Origin of the sequence: Halopseudomonas laoshanensis, from assembly GCF_008365385.1 — a bacterium.
GTDB lineage: Bacteria > Pseudomonadota > Gammaproteobacteria > Pseudomonadales > Pseudomonadaceae > Halopseudomonas > Halopseudomonas laoshanensis.
In genome coordinates this window covers 330,949-344,312 of record NZ_QOVF01000003.1, presented here as the reverse complement: position 1 = coordinate 344,312, position 13,364 = coordinate 330,949, and the positions used below count along the sequence as shown (strand labels likewise).

Annotated in this window: 14 protein-coding genes; 12 read left to right on the top strand and 2 right to left on the bottom strand. The window is 54.5% G+C overall.

The genetic code is table 11. From position 1 onward, the window contains the following. Nucleotides 1-5 precede the first annotated feature (5 nt). From DT594_RS12405 to DT594_RS12370, 8 genes are all read left to right on the top strand, one after another. Nucleotides 6-752 (top strand): sulfite exporter TauE/SafE family protein, encoded by a 747-nt coding sequence (locus DT594_RS12405; protein ID WP_149332951.1) that lies wholly within the window; start codon nucleotides 6-8, stop codon nucleotides 750-752. Between the two features lie 407 nt (nucleotides 753-1,159). After that, nucleotides 1,160-2,185 (top strand): ATP-binding protein, encoded by a 1,026-nt coding sequence (locus tag DT594_RS12400; RefSeq protein ID WP_149332950.1) that lies wholly within the window; start codon nucleotides 1,160-1,162, stop codon nucleotides 2,183-2,185. Nucleotides 2,186-2,501: 316 nt separating this feature from the next. Continuing rightward, nucleotides 2,502-3,158 carry a Fe(II)-2OG oxygenase family protein gene (locus DT594_RS12395; RefSeq protein ID WP_149332949.1) on the top strand — a complete coding sequence of 219 codons (657 nt, stop codon included), beginning with the start codon at nucleotides 2,502-2,504 and terminating at the stop codon, nucleotides 3,156-3,158. A 10-nt stretch (nucleotides 3,159-3,168) separates the two neighbouring features. Next, on the top strand, nucleotides 3,169-4,143 hold the full coding sequence (locus DT594_RS12390; RefSeq protein WP_246164629.1) for a hypothetical protein: 975 nt from the start codon (nucleotides 3,169-3,171) through the stop codon (nucleotides 4,141-4,143). A gap of 307 nt (nucleotides 4,144-4,450) precedes the next feature. Beyond that, a complete protein-coding gene (locus DT594_RS12385) occupies nucleotides 4,451-4,891 on the top strand; it encodes a MaoC/PaaZ C-terminal domain-containing protein (protein ID WP_178091516.1) in 441 nt (146 codons plus the stop codon). A gap of 72 nt (nucleotides 4,892-4,963) precedes the next feature. Further along, the gene (locus tag DT594_RS12380; RefSeq protein ID WP_149332947.1) at nucleotides 4,964-5,677 is read left to right on the top strand and encodes an NAD(P)H-binding protein; all 714 of its coding nucleotides are present in this window, start codon (nucleotides 4,964-4,966) and stop codon (nucleotides 5,675-5,677) included. A 17-nt stretch (nucleotides 5,678-5,694) separates the two neighbouring features. After that, on the top strand, nucleotides 5,695-6,291 hold the full coding sequence (locus DT594_RS12375) for a class I SAM-dependent methyltransferase (RefSeq protein WP_149332946.1): 597 nt from the start codon (nucleotides 5,695-5,697) through the stop codon (nucleotides 6,289-6,291). Nucleotides 6,292-6,376: 85 nt separating this feature from the next. Then, nucleotides 6,377-7,150, top strand: coding sequence for a TSUP family transporter (locus DT594_RS12370; protein ID WP_149332945.1), 774 nt, complete (start codon nucleotides 6,377-6,379; stop codon nucleotides 7,148-7,150). Between the two features lie 122 nt (nucleotides 7,151-7,272). On the opposite strand, the gene DT594_RS12365 is transcribed toward DT594_RS12370, so the two are convergent. Beyond that, a complete protein-coding gene (locus DT594_RS12365; protein WP_149332944.1) occupies nucleotides 7,273-8,340 on the bottom strand; it encodes a class I SAM-dependent methyltransferase in 1,068 nt (355 codons plus the stop codon). A 148-nt stretch (nucleotides 8,341-8,488) separates the two neighbouring features. Between DT594_RS12365 and DT594_RS12360 the strand changes: the two genes are divergently transcribed. Continuing rightward, nucleotides 8,489-9,538, top strand: coding sequence for a GlxA family transcriptional regulator (locus tag DT594_RS12360; RefSeq protein WP_149332943.1), 1,050 nt, complete (start codon nucleotides 8,489-8,491; stop codon nucleotides 9,536-9,538). 155 nt (nucleotides 9,539-9,693) lie between these two features. Then, a complete protein-coding gene (locus DT594_RS12355; RefSeq protein ID WP_149332942.1) occupies nucleotides 9,694-10,017 on the top strand; it encodes a hypothetical protein in 324 nt (107 codons plus the stop codon). Nucleotides 10,018-10,054: 37 nt separating this feature from the next. On the opposite strand, the gene DT594_RS12350 is transcribed toward DT594_RS12355, so the two are convergent. After that, a complete protein-coding gene (locus DT594_RS12350; protein ID WP_149332941.1) occupies nucleotides 10,055-11,668 on the bottom strand; it encodes a methyl-accepting chemotaxis protein in 1,614 nt (537 codons plus the stop codon). Between the two features lie 208 nt (nucleotides 11,669-11,876). On the opposite strand from DT594_RS12350, the gene DT594_RS12345 reads away from it, so the two are divergent. Next, nucleotides 11,877-12,653: an SDR family oxidoreductase gene (locus DT594_RS12345; protein WP_149332940.1), complete on the top strand. Its 777-nt coding sequence runs from the start codon at nucleotides 11,877-11,879 to the stop codon at nucleotides 12,651-12,653. 60 nt (nucleotides 12,654-12,713) lie between these two features. After that, on the top strand, nucleotides 12,714-13,364 hold the full coding sequence (locus DT594_RS12340; RefSeq protein WP_149332939.1) for a cytochrome b/b6 domain-containing protein: 651 nt from the start codon (nucleotides 12,714-12,716) through the stop codon (nucleotides 13,362-13,364).

Below are 13,364 nucleotides of genomic sequence, written 5' to 3'. Positions count from 1 at the left end.
ACGTCATGATTGTCGATCCCTGGATCTGGGTCGGCGCCTTTATATTATTGGCCTACACGGTTGAAGCCATCACCGGCTTCGGCAGCCTGATCATCGCCCTGTCCCTCGGTGCGTTGCTGTTGCCCCTATCGCAGCTGATACCAGTGATGATCGCGCTGAATGTGCTGATGAGCGGCTATATGGCCTGGCGCAACCGCCGGCATATTCACTGGCCAACTCTGCTCAAGCTGATCCTTCCATTGATGCTAGCCGGCACCCTGGCCGGTTATCTGATGCGTCCCTGGCTCGGCGACCAACTGCTCAAGGCCGCCTTCGGCATACTGGTGCTCTGGTTCTCCACCCGTGAACTCTGGCGCATGTACCACAAACATACCGTGCACCCGCATCCCCCCATGCTCAGCCGCGTGCTGACCTTCGGCGCCGGCATTACCCACGGCCTGTTCGCCTCCGGCGGCGCACTGCTCGTCTACGCCATGGCCGGCACCCCACTGAACAAAAGCCACCTGCGCGCCACCCTGCTCAGCACCTGGTTCAGCCTCAACACCTGCCTGTGCGTGATCTTCCTGCTCGACGGCACCCTGATCCCCAGTCTGCCAAGGGTGGTCAGCTTTATGCCGCTGCTGGTGATCGGCGCACTGCTTGGCGAGTTTCTGCACCACCGCCTCAATGAACACCGCTTCCGCGTGTTTCTGTATAGCTTGCTGGTGATTTCCGGGACGTTGTTGTTGGGGAAGGCGCTGGTGGATATGTAGGTCAAAGCCGGGACCGCGCTCCGGCTTTATAACGCGCCAACAACCCTAGCGGTACGCTGCAAAAAGAAGGTTGGCAACACCGGTAAAAAAGTATCACTATGCCAGTAGCTGCCAAATTGCAGCCCCTTCTCGGTGGCATGGATGCCCGATCTAATTTCTCAAAACATCCACAGCCACCAGCCATTGCTGGTTGTCGTGGGGTGCTGCGCGTTTACTATAACGGGGTTAGATCGCGTGCGGTTTAAAGTACAACCGCTTGCAGGGAAGAAAGATCAAGGCATGATTAGGTTGAAGAATATCCCGCTTTAGAGGAAAGGTGTTATATCACTTATTAAAAGACGCGCGTACGCGCCCGATCTGATCATTATCAGATGCCTTTTGAGGTCATGAGATAAGCTGAAAAATATATGATAATTCAGGAAGAAATCGAAGAACTGGTTAGGCTGAAAGGTGCAACCCTTTTTCACAGAGAAGGGCAAGAGCTGGAGTTCAAGGAACAATTTAATCTTGCTGCGCTCGCTGATTACTTTAGAGATTTCGCCGCATTCTCAAACAACAGAGGTGGTTTTCTTGTTCATGGTGTCAAAGACTCACCTAGAACCTTAACTGGCATGTCCGAAAAGTCAGTTGACCAGTTTGAAAAGCTAGACCCAGAAAAGGTCACAGGTTATTTACTGGAAATATTTTCTGCGGAAATACGATGGGAAGCAGCATTAGTGGAAGTAGGCGGTGTAAATCTCGGTGTTTTTAGAATATATGAATCCGCAGCGAAACCCGTAATAGCTAAGAAAGACGAAGGGAAAGACCAAAGCATAAAAAACGGCGAAATATATTATAGGTACGGCGGCAGGACTCAGAAAATACAATCTGCTGAGTTAGAAAATATCATCAATAAACGTATTGAACAAAACAATCAACAGTGGCTTGACTTAATGTCAAAAATTGGACAGGCAGGCCCCCAAAATGCAGCGATCCTCGATACAGAAAGAGCTTTAATCGAAAAAGGCGATTCAAGAGTTCTTGTGTTAGATGAGGTGCTTGCCAGTAAACTTAAATTTGTTAAAGAAGGGCAGTTCGTCGAAAAAGGCGGTGCAGCGACTCTCAAGCTCGTAGGTGATGTTGTGCCAATAGATAGAGTAGAGGTCGTTCGTCGTGTAAAAGAGAATCTAACAAAACTCTACCCACTTTCAGCCATGGAGCTCATCCCAGAGGTCCAGAAAATGTATCCACCTGCAAAGCAATCTGATGTTTGGAAAGTAATAGCTGAAACTGATCTTAAAAACAACGCTGATTACTCTGCATATAATTTTAGAAGCAAAAAGCAGGAGGACACTTTTAATGAAACTGGAGTATTACCCAAAGCAATGCCGAGTATTTATAATGACAAAGCCGTGTCATTTATCGCTAAGGTAATACGTGATGGCGGCATATAAAAACGCGTCAAATGCGACGATCCTACCTCGCGCGCTTTACGCGGTCGTTAGGCCCGCCACCGAACATTGGATTATCGAGAATTAACCTATGAGCGTTCCACAGAACATAAAGGGAAGGCATGTACAAAATCGGCAAAATCGGGGTCAGATGAAGTTTTTTGCATTAATATTCATCTGACCCCAATTATATTCGGGACGGTATTCGGAAAACAATTCAATCGAGCATGTTTAATCAGTCGCGAAAAATCATAACAGAGCATTTCAGCGAGCAATTTGGTAATCGCGATGCCAGGGATAAAAATTTACTTGAGCGCATATGGATATAAAAAAAGAATTAGCAGAAAACGGGTTCGTATTCATTCCGAAGTGGAAGCCGGACTGCTCAATCAAATCATTAGCGGCGTCGCTTGGAACAATTGTAAAAATTTCCAGTTATTTTAATCATTCGATGATCTCTGATGTTCAAGTGATTTACCCAAAAGATATAAGCTTTTCTTCTAATAACCAATACAGCGGTAAATTCGGGCTAAATGCTTTCCCATTGCACACAGATCTCGCGCATTGGTCTACACCTCCAAAATACTTAATGTTAAGGTGTGTATCGGGCTACGAAGAAGTGTCTACTAAAGTCTTACCGCTAAATCTCGTTGCGGACCTAATGTTTGATCAAGGTTTAAGGCGCGCTGTAGCAAAGTCTCGTGGCAAACAAAGCGTCCTCCTTCCCCTGCTGTTTACAAATGAGGGCGAGAATTGCATTCGTTGGGATTCATTATTTTTAGAGCCTGTCAATGAAAACGCTAAATCGATTAAAAACTTAATGTCGGATTACAATTTTTGGAATATGGCTATCGATTTAAAGCTAATTAACTTTGGTGATACGCTTGTTATAAACAACCACCTGAACTTTCACGCTCGATCTAGCGTTCCATTGGAACTTATTGATCGTCAAATTGAACGAATTTATTTTAACTAGAGTAATATAAATGCTAAGCAAAATAACGAATAGCCCTTGGGAAGCCGACTCTCTTTTTGCTAAATCCTTAACTTATGTACAGCAAATGGAAGCAAGTGTGGCTGATGACTGGCAATATGGGCTCTGGTCTTCATTGAGTCTCGAGCTATTGGCAAGAGCTGCTTTGTCAAACATATCTCCCGTACTATTGGCTGATTCAAAGAATTGGAGAAATATTACTTTTGCCCTAGGTAATGCACCTACAGCAAAGAAATTCAATCCGATTTCGATTTCAACAAAAGAAGTGTTGGCTAGACTGACAGAGCTTTTGCCAGAGTTCACAGAAGAAATGGCTGGTTTTTGCTCTAAGCACACAGATGACCGTAACGCAGAGCTCCACACGGGTGAAGTTATCTTCGGTCAAAATGGGACTGCACGTTGGCTGCCCCGTTTTTATCAATCGTGCGACACTTTGCTTAGATCTATTGGGAAAAATTTGTCAGACTTTGTTGAAGATGCTAAACATGCTGAATCATTAATTCAATCATTGGGTGATGATGCCGCAAGAAGTGTTAGCCAAGACATTTCGGCTCACTCCAAGGTTTGGGCAAATAAACCAGATACAGATAAAAAAGATGCCGTACTCCAAGCTACTACCTGGGCTACAAGACAGTCAGGCCACCGGGTAGAGTGCCCGTCTTGTGCTTCCGTAGCGTTACTTCATGGTGCGCCAGTCGGAGCTGTTTCTACAGAAATCAACGATGAAGAAGATGAGGTTGTTCAAAGGCAATCTATGCTGCCATCAAGCTTTGAGTGTATTGCATGCGGACTTAAAATCTCAGGTTTTTCCAAGCTATCCGCTTGTGACCTGGGAGATACATTTTCGGCTAAGACTATTTACACTCCTGCCGAATATTTTGGATTGTACACCGAAGATGAGCTGCAAGAAGCTAGAGACGAGGTAGAAGCGTCTTATACATATGAACCTGATTTTAACGAATATTAAAGCCACAAGAGGTCAATCAAGCCAACCGCTAACCACTCGGCTGACTAGGGTGTTCAGAACCTAACCGGAATTTGGGCAAAAACAAAGAGGGTGATTGGGGTCAGTTAAGATGAACTTAATTCTTCTGATCCTGCTACCTCGCTAACCGATCTAATTCCCTTCACTGACTGATTGCCAGCTCAGAGTCACTATTTCGCGCTTAGACTTGTCGTTACCCTGGGTAGTTGGGGTCAGATGAATATTACCTCTTCTGAACCGTATGGAAACAGGGTGTGAGTCGCTTGCCATCAGGCAGAGTGAGGAATTTATGAGGTACTTCGACGACATCAGCCCGGGTGAGATGCTGACGCTGGGCCCAAGGCCATTGACCGAAGAAGACTCCTTGCGCTTCTGCAACGAGTTTGATCGTCTCCCGGTCCAACTCGATCCGACGCAGGCTGATAACTCGATCTACGGTCAACTGATTGCCAGCGGTCTGCATACGCTCTCGCTCACCGCGTCCATTGTTGTCGACGGCTTTCTGATGCAAACGTCCATGACTGGGGCATCAGGAATGGAGAACGTGCGGTGGCATCGCCCGGTTACGCTCCCCAACTCTCTTAGCGTGCGAGTATCCGTGCTGGAGAAGAAACCACCAAAGCCGGGCAAGAGCTACGGCGTGGTCAAATGCAAGCTTGAGACATCGGATCAGAACGGCGAGCTTGTCATGTCTGCAACGGTTGATTATCTCTTGGCGGTGAGAGCGTGACGCTTTGAATGTGGCCTATGATGGACGTTGAACGACTCCTCCCCGGATCAACATCAGAGCACAAGCCACAACATGAGCAATAAAACCACCATCATTCTCGGCGCCTCCGGCTCAGTCGGCCAGGCGCTCCTCGACGAGCTAATCCGCTGCAGCGCTTTTAGCCACATCATCGCCCTCACCCGTCAGCCCCTCGACGTGCTAGCAGAGGCGAAAGTGAAGCAGCGGCTAGTACCCGATATGACCCCAACCCACCTTGAGCAAGCCGTTATTGAAGCGCTCACCGAGTGCAAAAATGACGCGGTGGGCTTCAGCGTTCTGGGCGTGGGTGCCGGTACGGCAAAGCTATCACTTGAGCAGCACCGAGCGGTGGATGTTGAGCTTAACGCAGCTTTTGCGCAGGGTTTGAAAGCCTCCGGCAAGGTGCAGCACTTTGCGTTTATGTCGGCTATAGGCGCGAATATCAAAGCCAGAACCAGCGGCTCTGGCGCACCGGGGTTGCCGCGTTATGCGCGCGTCAAAGGCGAGGCAGAAGCGGCGGTGCTGGAACAAGGCCCAGCGGTGGTGAGTATTTTCCGGCCGGCGATGATTATTGGCTCGCGGCATACGCCGCAATTGCTATCATCGGCTCTGTCCCTTTTCACCCCATTGATGCCCGCAAAGTATCGCTCCATTCGCACAACCGAAATCGCACAGGCTATGGTCGCGGCTGCGCTGCAGGCACCGAAGAAAAGTGCGATATACAGCTACCCGGAAATGATGGAGCTGATTGAGACAATCTCTCCATAGAACAGAGCTTTTGCATCATGGATAACAACACCGACGTCTGGCAGCAGTATTACCAGAAGGCCTTGAACCGCCCTCACTCTGCTCGTACCGAACTGGCCGTGAACTTGAATACTTCGGGCCTGCAAGTGGCTGTTGATTGCGGCTGTGGCACTGGAAGCGATATCGCCTTTCTCTCGGCGCACGGTTACCAGGTGCATGGCTTTGATGTGAACTCCGATTCGGTTTCGCTATGCCGGGAACGTTTTGCCGGTGACGCGCAGGTGAGCATTTCCCAGGCGGCGTTTGAAGACTTTGCCTACCCGCGATGCGGGGTGATGATCGCCCACTCCAGTCTGTTCTTTGCTGATCCGGCGCGCTTTGCCGCTACCTGGCAGGCGATGGCGTCGAGCCTAGCAGCTGGCGGTGTATTTTCCGGTGACTTTATGGGTATGGATGATAGTTGGGCCACCGGTTACCGGACCGCGACGGCACCGATGACCCGGCAGCAGGTTACCGATCTGTTTGCGGGCTTTGACATCATTCAGCTGCATGAGCGAAACGAGCAGGGTATAACTGCGCTGGGCAGAACCAAGCAGTGGCATATTTTCTCGGTGGTCGCGGTGAAGCGCAGTTAAGCAGGCCTTTGCCACCCTGGGTATCCGCAGCGGAATATCCAGCACCTTGCCGGGGCATCAGTAGTTCAAAGCATATCGAGCGTATATGGAAATCTCATTCGAGCTGATCGGGTTGCTGTTTGCTGTGGCGGTAGTAGCGGGAACCATTGATACGCTGGCGGGGGGAGGCGGGTTAATTACCATTCCGGCGTTGATGCTCTCGGGCATGTCGCCGATCAATGCGCTGGGCACCAACAAGTTGCAGGGTTGCCTGGGCACTGGCACAGCCACTGTGCTGTTACTTAGAAAATCCAAGATCCGTCTGCGGCACATTCGCCCGCTGGTGATCGGCGCCTTTCTGGGCTCGGCACTGGGTACGGTAGCGGTGCATTTTGTAGATCAGCAGTACCTGTCCCTGGCCGTTCCGCTGGTGCTGACCTTTATTGCGGTCTACTTCATCCTGTACAAACCCGGCAAAGCCGCGAACCTGGGCACCAAGGTCACTGGCAAAACCTTTACCTACGCGGTGATTCCCGGCATCGGTTTTTATGACGGCATGTTCGGGCCGGGCACGGGGTCTTTTTTCACCCTGGCCAATGTGATGCTGCGCAGGGCCAAACTGATTGCCGCCACGGCCACCGCAAAGCCGCTGAATTTCGCCACCAACTTTTCATCGCTGATCGTCTTTACCCTCTACGGCAACGTGGTGTGGCAGGTGGGGCTGGTGATGATGGTCGGGCAATTTATCGGCGCCTGGACCGGCGTGCACTTTCTCTACAAGATCGACCCCAACAAGCTGCGTTTGCTGGTGGTGATCATGTGCGTCGTTATGCTGGGCAAATACTTGGAGTCCAGTGGCTGGATCACGTTTGCCTTTTGACCGGGCGGGGCTGGGCAGTCAGACAGGCGACACTCCCTGAGTAGGTAATGCGCAACTTCAAGTCCAACTGCCTGGCCATAGGGACGCATGTGCAATTAACTGCCGCACCAACGGGACCCACCTTAGCGCCGCGCCTCCAGAATCAGATTGAAAGGCGTTTCAGCCGCGCGCCGGAAATGCTTGAAGCCGGCCTTGCAGAACACCTCGGCCAAGCGTGCCTCTCCGGCCTGCGCACCGAGCACCTCGGTACCACCCTCCGAAATTGCATGGGCGCAGCAGATGCAGGTGGAAGCGGAGTAATAAAGCTGGCCGACGGTCGATATGTTCTGCTCCAGCCGATCATTGGCGAAGGGCTCGACCAGCAATACCGCGCCATCCGGGGCCAGTACCTTGGCCGCGTACTGCGCCGCTGCCAGCGGGTCGCCGAGATCGTGCAAGCAGTCAAAAAAGCAGATTAGGCCATATTGCTTGTCCGGATAGTCCACCGCCTTGGCTACCTGAAACTCGACATGATCAGTGACCCCAGCTTTTATCGCATTTTGCGTGGACTCCTGGAGTGACGGCGCGTGCACGTCATAGCCGTAAAAGTGCGAGTTCGGAAAGGCCTTGGCCATCAACACGGTGGAATGGCCGTGACCGCAACCCACATCCGCCACGTTAATGCCTGCTTCGAGCTTCTCCACCACGCCTTCGAGCGCCGGCAGCCACTCAGGCACCAGGCTGCTGCGATAACCGTTGCGGTAGAACGCTGCTACGCCGCATTGCAGGCGATGATCATGCTCGCCCCAGTTCACGCCCTTGCCAGTGCGAAAGGCTTCCAGCGACAGCTCTTCATCGAACCACATGGACGCGGGCACCTGCCAGGCAGGCGGCAAGAACACCGGGCTTTCGTCATCCGCCAACACCATGGCCTGCTCGGGTGCCAGTTCATAGGTGTCGCTGGCAGGGTGATAATCCACATAGCCCGAGGCGGCCTGGGAATTCAGCCATTCGCGCACATAGCGTTCAGCACAGGTGCTGCGCTTGGCCACCTCCGCTGCGCTGAGCGGGCCGGCACCGGCCAGGGTTTTGTACAGGCCCAGTTTGTTGCCCAGGGTGATCATGATGCCGCCATAGCCGGCAGCCAGATCACCCATCGCTCGCATCACAAAGGCCTCCAGTTTACTTTCATCGATAACAGGCATATTCATGGTATTGCTCCTTCAGAGTTTGTTCACAGGGAGATTGGATTGCCCGCACATGATCGCTGCCGCTAGCGAGGTAACTGAAGAGCTGGAACGACCTGAAAACGGTCCATTTATGCCACGATGCTTGTGTGTAACGGCGAGGATCACCGCCATGAACGACACAACTCCCATTGATGAACGAAACGACCTGGCTGCGGGCGCCCCACAACATGTGAGCCTTGTGGCTTTTCCTGATGCGGTGATGTCGACCATCGCCGGCATCTACGACGTGTTGAACGCGATAACGCTGATGGGGATGGGCGACCCGGACTCGCCGCCACCCTTTCATATCGAGTTAGTGGGAGAAGCAGCAGGTACGATGACGCTGGCCAGCGGCGTGCCGATCACGGTGCAGCGCGCGGTCGACGCAATACAGTCCACTGACATTGTCATTGTTCCCGCCGTGCTGCTACGGGCAGAAGGCTGGCGGCAAAAGCGCTATCCAAAATTGGTTACCTGGCTGCAGTTGATGCATAGCCGCGGAGCGCTACTCTGCTCAGCTTGCTCCGGTATGTTTTTGCTGGCCGAAACCGGTCTGTTCGACGGTAAGGATGCGACCGTGCATTTTGGCTACGCCCAGACATTCGCCGCGAGCTATCCCGGCATCCCGATTCACCCTGAGCGGGTGCTGGTGGTATCAGGAGCGCATGAGGAACTGGTGAGCTCTGGCGCTTCCATGAGCTGGCACGATCTGGTGCTGTATCTGATTGTGCGCTTCGCCGGCGCCGCCACTGCGCAGGACGTGGCGCGCCTGTTCGCCTTGCAGTGGCACCAGGATGGCCTGACGCCTTACATCATGTTCGAGGGCAACCTGGAGCACGGTGATGGTGAGATTCTGGATGCGCAAAAGTGGTTGGCCGAGCATTTTTCCGTGGCGCATCCGGTAGAAGAAATGATCCGTCGTTCACGGATGGCTGAGCGGACCTTCAAGCGGCATTTCGCCAGCGCTACCGGCCTGACGCCGATTGCTTATGTGCAACGGCTGCGCATCGAGGATGCGAAACGGCGCCTTGAGCGCACAAGCTGTTCAGTTGACGAGATCAGTTGGCGCATTGGCTATGAAGATGCTGCGTTCTTCCGCCGCCTGTTCAAACGCATCACCGGCCTAACGCCCAGCGCCTACCGCAAGCGCTTTCGCATTCCGGGTTTTGCCCAGCGCTGAGTCAGGCGATTAGATAGCGTGTACTGCGGCGGCATGATTCGGAAGACCCATGGCTGCATGATATTCTCCAGGCCTGAACGCAGATAAAGCCTGTGCAGGCTTGTCTGCGATAGCCACCCGATACCCTTTATTGCAACCGGAGCAGGCCAGCCCCTATGACAGAAGCCCCGCTGAAAACCCTTTCAGATCTGGTTAGCGATGCTCATGCCCGGATTCAGGCGGCGCACGAGCATATCAACCCGGTAGTGGAAGTACGCCAGGGGATGCGTGATAGCGGCATACCTGCCGACGTTATATCCATCGATTGCCTGCGCACGCAGCGGCGCATCACTCTGGTTCTGCATGATCAGCAGCCGGGCACTGTGCTCTACCAGTTCGTTACCCGTGAAGAAGAAGTCAGCGGTGACTTCAAGCAGATCGATGTCACCGCACTAAGCAGCGATACCTTGTTTGACTGGATGCAGGATTACTTCGGCTGAGAGCTGGCAGGTACAAGGGCAGAGACGCCCCCCCCGTTTAGATCACAGCCGAACGAAACCGCTCAGTCAATTGGCGCATCGACAGCGACTCCTGGCGTAGCGATTCGCTGATCTCCCGGGACTGATTGACGCTGCCCATCAGCAGCACCGAGCTTTCTCTGAGCATGGCCGAGCGTTGCTTGATCAGGTTGAGTTCATCGCGCTGCAATGAGACGGAGTGCGAGACTTGGTGGCTGCTGGTTTCCATTTCTACAAACTGATCCGCCAGACGCGTGAGGTGGGTTTTCAGTTGGTCGAGATTGGTTCGGTTGTCGGCGCCGGCGGCGTGCATTTCGCCCAGTAGCGCATCCACGTCGCTGACCCCTTCGACCAGATCCATGACCCACTGACGAATATTGCGGGTGGAGTCGGCGGTGCGCTGGGACAAAGTTCTTACCTCATCGGCGACCACCGCAAAGCCGCGACCATGTTCGCCGGCACGTGCAGCTTCAATCGCCGCATTCAGCGCCAGCAGGTTGGTCTGGTCGGCGATGGCGGCAATCACGCCGATCACCTGCTCGATCTTGCTGGTGGATTCGCCCAGCGCCTGGATGGAAGTGGAGACCCGCACGATAACGTCAACAGCATTATTGGCGGCCGCCTCGCTGCTTTGCAGGCCCTGTTGAACCTGAGCGTTGGCCAGCACCGCTTCGCGTATTTTGGCGGCCGACAGCTCGGTGACCGACTCGATTTCCGACGCCTGACCGGCGATGGCGCCCATCGAGTTATTCACCTCTTCAATCTGCTCACGGGTGGCTTCGGAGGCGGCTTGCACTGCCTCCGCTTCGGCGTCCAGAGTGGCGGAGCGTTGATTCAAGCTGGCGGCGGAATGGCGGATATCGCCGACAAACTGATCAAAGCGCCCGACCAGACCATTGAGCGCGCGGGCCACGCCGGCAACTTCATCCTTGCCGGTGACCACCGGCGTGCGGCTGAGATCCGAGGTGGCGTCCATCTGCTTGATATCGCTTTCAATGTTCTGCAACCGGACGATCACCGTGCGCCTGAGCCACAGCGTCATCAGAATAATGGCGATCAGGAACACCGCAGAGCCGACAATCAGGAACGCCTGTTGCTCGCTGAGATAGGCCAGCAACTGCGATGAGTCCTGCTGAATCATGCTGCGGCTTGCGCGCTTTCGCTCTTCGATGGCGGCGAGCATCGGCTCCAGGGCCGGAAACAGCGAGAAGTCCACCACCTGGCCGACGCTGTAATAGCTCTGCTCACGGATCCCGGGCTCCAGCTTGGCCAACAACGCCAGCACTCCCTGAAAGTGCTCGCCATGGGTCACTGCCCACTCGCCCAGCTGCGGGCTCTGCTCGATCACCTGCCAATGCTCGGGCAGCGACACTGCCAGCTCTTCGAACGCCGGGGTAATCTCATTCCAGAGCAGCAGCTGCGCCTTGACCTTGTAGGCCAGATCCTGCAATTGCCGGTGATCCTGCTCCAGGTCCTCAAGCATCCAGGACTCCTGCAGGCCGGCAGTAATCAGGCGCTTGGAGGCCGTTTCCGCCTCGTTGATAATCAGCAGTGACAACACCGCCAACGCAGCCAGAGCGCTCACGGAAATAAAGGCAAAGCAGAGGATGCGCGTACGAACGGTGGAAAACATGGTCACCTCACAACAGGATAGGCTCACGCAGGCTAGTCCCGTGATGTGACATTGCCATGACAGGCCGTCTGGAATGGCCCTTTACTGCTCATAATCAGAATGATTGCCACCCAATCAGCTTAACTAGCGCTTGGCTCCCAGACTCGCCAGACAGTGCTAACGTGCTGGCAATCCCCACTCTCGCCGTTCAGATAAAAGGAAATCTCGCATGTCACAAGCCGCAGGTCGTCAGTCGATTTTCATTACCGGTGCTGCTTCCGGTATGGGCCGGGAAACCGCGCGTCTGTTTCAACAGCAGGGTTGGTTTGTCGGGGCCTTTGACTTGAATCAGAGCGGGCTGGAAGCGTTACAGGCTGAGTTGGGCGCCGAGAACTGCATGACCGGGCAACTGGACGTAAGCGACAAAGCGGCCTTCGAGCGGGCGGTCAACGCCTTCAGCGAAGCGACCGGCGAGCGCATGGATATTCTCTTCAACAATGCCGGGATCGCGATGCGCGGTTTCTTTGATGAGATGCCCTTCGACGAGCAGATGCGCATCGTGCAGGTGAACTTCATCGGCGTGTTGAACGGCATCTACACCGCGCTGCCGCTGCTCAAGGCCACGCCGAATGCGCTGTGCTTCACTACCTCTTCCTCCTCTGCGACCATGGGCATGCCGCTGATCGCGGTGTATTCCGCCACCAAGCATGCGGTCAAAGGCCTGACCGAGGCGTTGTCCAACGAATTCCGCCGCCATGACATTCGTGTCGCCGATGTGCTGCCTGGGCTGATCCGCACCGGCATGCCGGATGAAGCGTTATTGGCAGCCGCTGCCGAGACCGGTGCCTTCCGCGTGATCGAGGCGGTGGAAGTGGCGAAGGTGGTGTGGCAGGCCTACCAGGCCGACACTCTGCACTGGTATGTGCCGGAAGAACTGGCCGAACTGGACAAGGCCGCCGGCAACCATCCAGAGAAGCTCCGCGACAAGTTGGCGCGCCAGCTCTAGAGTTCTTGCTGCAACGTACTGCCAGCGTTAGCCTGCGCACTCATTCTGCGGAGGTGCGCTGTGCGGGTTACTGTCTGGGATCTGCCTACAAGGCTGTTTCACTGGCTGCTGGTGCTGGCGATCAGCGGCTCATTGATTAGCGCACAACTAGGCGGGGACTGGATGCTCTGGCATGGCCGCTTCGGCCTGAGCGTGTTCGGCTTGCTGGTGTTCCGCCTGCTGTGGGGCCTGCTGGGGAACCATTATGCGCGCTTCGCCAGCTTCTTCCCCACACCGAGCCGGATCAGCGCTTACCTGAAGGGCAGTTGGTCGGGGCTGGGTCACAATCCGCTAGGCGCACTCTCGGTTTTCGCGCTGCTGGGGCTGCTCGGCTTTCAGGCGCTGAGCGGCTTGATCAGCAGTGATGATGTCGCTTTCAGCGGCCCCTTGGCCTGGCAAGTGCCGGCGTGGCTGGGACGGCTAGCAAGCGACTGGCACCGCAGCACCGAGCTGTTTATCTATCTGCTATTAGGGCTGCATATACTGGCGGTGCTGGTGTATCAGTACCGCGGCCGGCCGCTGCTGGGCAGCATGATCCACGGCCAGCGCGAAGTATCCGTCGCAGCTGAGCCAGCGCGGCCTGCTAGAACCCGTGCGCTGATTGTGGCACTGCTGCTGACGGCGCTGGCCGTGTGGGCCGCCAGCGGCGTGTGGATAGCGCCCGTGGTTTAG